We start from the raw sequence: 3529 nt of genomic DNA, 5'->3' as shown, positions 1-3529 counted from the left end.
ACTGCCGACCCACTTAAAGATACAAATGCAACACGTTACGATGAAATCACCTTCGATGAGGTGTATAAGAAGAATCTCAATGTAATGGATATGACTGCATTTACACTTTGTCAAGAAAATAAACTCCCAATCATTGTATTCGATATGAATAAACCGGGTAATTTTATGCGTTTAGCTGAAGGGGAACCTATTGGCACATTAGTAAGAGGCTAAAAACAGATTGAATACTGCCTGAGTACCTGAGATTACAGGAATTTAATTAATTTTGTAAATCGAACAGAAATATTATGAACGAGCTTATAAAGAAACAACTGGAAGATGCAAAAACTCAAATGGAAAAAGCCATTGAGTATTGCGATAATGAATTGGTAAAAATACGTGCCGGAAAGGCAATGCCAACTATGCTAGATGGTATTTTTGTAGATTATTATGGCACTCCAACTGCTCTAAATCAAATTGGAACGGTAAATACGCCTGATGCACGCACCCTTGTTGTACAGCCGTGGGAAAAAACAATGCTTATTCCTATCGAAAGAGCAATTATGGAGGCAAATATAGGCCTAAACCCGCAAAATGATGGGATAGTGATTCGCTTGAATGTTCCACCTCTTACTGAAGAACGTCGTAAAGACCTGGTAAAAAAAGTAAAAGAGGAAGCAGAAAAAGGACGAATCGCAGTACGTAACATCCGTAAAGATGCCAACGAAAAAATAAAACGATCCAAATCTGAAGGTGTCTCTGATGATGAAATCAAAACTGGAGAAGGAGAAGTGCAGAAATTAACCGATAGCAATATTGTCCGAATTGACCGCCTGATGGAGGTTAAAGAAAAGGACGTCATGACTGTCTAAATATAACATACATATCAAAGGAAAGGGAATAGGAATTTAACTTGTTCCCTTTATTTTTTATGAAAATTTAGCTATGAAACTACTCATACAATATTTAAAAGATTATAAGGGACTGATTTTTTTAGCATTGCTCCTAGCAGCTGTGAATCAGATATTTTCACTTTTAGACCCATGGATTTTCAGAAAAATTATCGATACCTACGTAACAAGATATCAAGAATATACAACTGAAGAATTTTTTAAAGGCGCTGGCCTACTAATTCTTGCTGCCATGGGGGTAGCAATGGTCTCGAGAATTGCAAAAAACTTCCAGGATTATTATGTCAATGTTATTACACAACGATTGGGAGCAAAAATATATTCAGATGGATTGGCACATTCCCTTGAATTACCCTATTCAGTATTTGAAGATCAGCGTAGTGGTGAAACTTTAGGGATTTTACAAAAAGTTAGAACCGATAGTGAAAAACTCATTGTAGCACTAATCAATATTGTATTCACTTCTTTAGTTGGTGTAACTTTCGTATTTATATATGCCATAAATATTCATTGGTCGATTGCAGTTGTTTATATTTCAGTAATTCCCATATTAGGCTTTATAAGCTCCGTATTGAGCAAAAAGATAAAGGTTGTACAAAAAGCAATTGTAGCTGAAACCACGGCACTTGCAGGATCAACTACCGAATCATTAAGAAATATAGAATTAGTGAAAAGCCTCGGACTCTCAGGTCAGGAAATTAAACGCCTAAGTAATACCACAGAAAAAATATTAAAACTCGAGCTCAAAAAGGTAAAGTATGTGCGTAGCCTAAGTTTTATTCAAGGCACATTTGTCAATTTACTTCGAAATATGATTTTGCTATTAATGCTTTATCTAATTTTTGCTGGAAGAATTAGTGTGGGAGAGTTTTTCTCACTCTTTATTTATTCATTTTTTATTTTTGGGCCACTTCAAGAACTCGGAAATATTATCAATGTTTTCCGTGAAACAGAGGTATCATTAGACAACTTTAAGGCTATTTTAAATACTCCTAAAGAGAAAAAACCTGAAAACCCCAAAGTTTTAGGCCGTGTAAATAGCCTTAAATTTGATGAAGTAAGTTTTAAGCATCAATCTTCAAACCGAAATGCACTTGAAAATATTTCATTTGAAACAAAGCAGGGACAAACAATCGCGTTCGTAGGTCCGTCTGGTTCCGGAAAAACCACTTTAGTCAAATTACTTGTCGGCTTATACCACCCAGAAAGTGGCCAGGTTTTATATAATGATATTCCATCCAAGCAAATCGACTTGGATGAACTGCGTGAAAAAATCAGTTTCGTAACACAGGATACCCAATTATTTTCGGGCAGCATTCGCGAGAATCTCCTTTTTGTTCGCCCGGATGCAAGCGATGAAGAATGTATGCAAGTTTTACAAAGAGCTGCCTGCCAGAATCTTCTTTCACGCGCAGATAAGGGACTAGATACCATTATTGGTGAGGGAGGTGTGAAAGTGTCGGGCGGTGAAAAGCAACGTCTTTCAATAGCAAGAGCCTTACTTCGTGAGCCAAATATTTTGGTGTTTGATGAAGCAACTTCATCACTAGATTCATTAACAGAAGAAGAAATTACCGAAACTATTCGTAATGTATCTGTTGTTAGTGACCACATAACTATTTTAATTGCACACCGACTTTCAACCATTATGCATGCCGATAGGATCTTTGTCCTTGAAAAGGGCCATATTATCGAATCCGGAAGGCATGATGAGCTATTGGCTGAAAAAGGATTGTATTATGCCATGTGGCGTCAGCAGATTGGCGAAAAATATTCAGTGTAAGTTATAATTTCATTATATTTAACTATAAATTAAATGAAATTATGCTAAATTTTGTGAATGTCAGCTCTTCGATTTCTATTTTATTGTTGATAATAATTTTAATAATCCATGCTGTTTTAATGGCATACATTTTAATTGATATCTCGAGATCACAATTTAAAGATCCGAATAATAAGATTTTATGGACCATCATAGTTTTGATGGCTCCCATAGTAGGAATAACATTATATCTATCTATGGGGAAAAATCAAAAAATAAAGAAAATGTGATGAACACTATATTATTTTACAATATTGGAATATTAGAGCTAATTTTAATTGCTTTTGCCGTCATTTCGCTTGTTCTGGTTATTCCTTTTGCAATATTTGATACCATAAGGTCGAAGGAGCTGAGCACCCCACACAAATTCCTCTGGATACTGTTTATTCTAGTAGCCCCATATTTGGGAGCTGTTGTTTATCTTTTTTGGGGACGCAAACAAAAAGCACTATGAGCACATTATTAGTAATTTTATTTATTGGAGGTGCCTTACGATTTATATTGGGGATCATTTGGTTCATCTTAATTGTGGTCACACTTATGGACCTTTTAAAAAGTCGTATTCCTACAAATACCAAACTATTATGGTTGATTGTAATCCTACTCGCACCCGTTTTAGGTTCAATTATTTACCTTATTTTGGGCAGGAGTAATAAAATTTAATGTCGGTTAATTTGATTTAAGCTCAGAGGGATAAGCCTTTTGGTTTTGAAATACGTAAAAATCACAATTAAAAGTGTCATGGTCCCACCAAAAAGTACGGACGGAATTGTTCCCATGAGCTTTGCACTTGCCCCCGACTCAAATGCGCCAATTT

5 protein-coding genes and 1 pseudogene are annotated in these 3529 nt (G+C 35.5%); all 6 read left to right on the top strand.

Features of this window, described 5'->3' with window-relative positions; all coding sequences use genetic code 11:
- Nucleotides 1-213 (top strand): annotated as a pseudogene (gene pyrH, locus ACILQF_RS11820) (UMP kinase); the annotation flags it as partial.
- A gap of 74 nt (nt 214-287) precedes the next feature.
- Nucleotides 288-851, top strand: coding sequence for a ribosome recycling factor (gene frr, locus ACILQF_RS11815; RefSeq protein ID WP_395627608.1), 564 nt, complete (start codon nt 288-290; stop codon nt 849-851).
- A 73-nt stretch (nt 852-924) separates the two neighbouring features.
- Nucleotides 925-2673, top strand: a complete 1749-nt coding sequence (locus tag ACILQF_RS11810; protein ID WP_395627607.1) for an ABC transporter ATP-binding protein — start codon at nt 925-927, stop codon at nt 2671-2673.
- Between the two features lie 41 nt (nt 2674-2714).
- Nucleotides 2715-2942: a PLD nuclease N-terminal domain-containing protein gene (locus ACILQF_RS11805; RefSeq protein WP_395627606.1), complete on the top strand. Its 228-nt coding sequence runs from the start codon at nt 2715-2717 to the stop codon at nt 2940-2942.
- Nucleotides 2855-3166, top strand: a complete 312-nt coding sequence (locus ACILQF_RS11800; protein WP_395627605.1) for a PLD nuclease N-terminal domain-containing protein — start codon at nt 2855-2857, stop codon at nt 3164-3166. The genes ACILQF_RS11805 and ACILQF_RS11800 overlap by 88 nt, the downstream gene beginning before the upstream one ends.
- The gene (locus tag ACILQF_RS11795) at nt 3163-3375 is read left to right on the top strand and encodes a PLDc N-terminal domain-containing protein (protein ID WP_395627604.1); all 213 of its coding nucleotides are present in this window, start codon (nt 3163-3165) and stop codon (nt 3373-3375) included. Before ACILQF_RS11800 ends, ACILQF_RS11795 begins: the two co-directional genes overlap by 4 nt.
- Nucleotides 3376-3529: the final 154 nt, after the last annotated feature.

Source organism: Daejeonella sp., assembly GCF_044232565.1.
Taxonomy (GTDB): domain Bacteria; phylum Bacteroidota; class Bacteroidia; order Sphingobacteriales; family Sphingobacteriaceae; genus Daejeonella.
The sequence above is the reverse complement of the archived record's forward strand: the minus strand, read 5'-3'. Positions and strand labels throughout refer to the sequence as shown.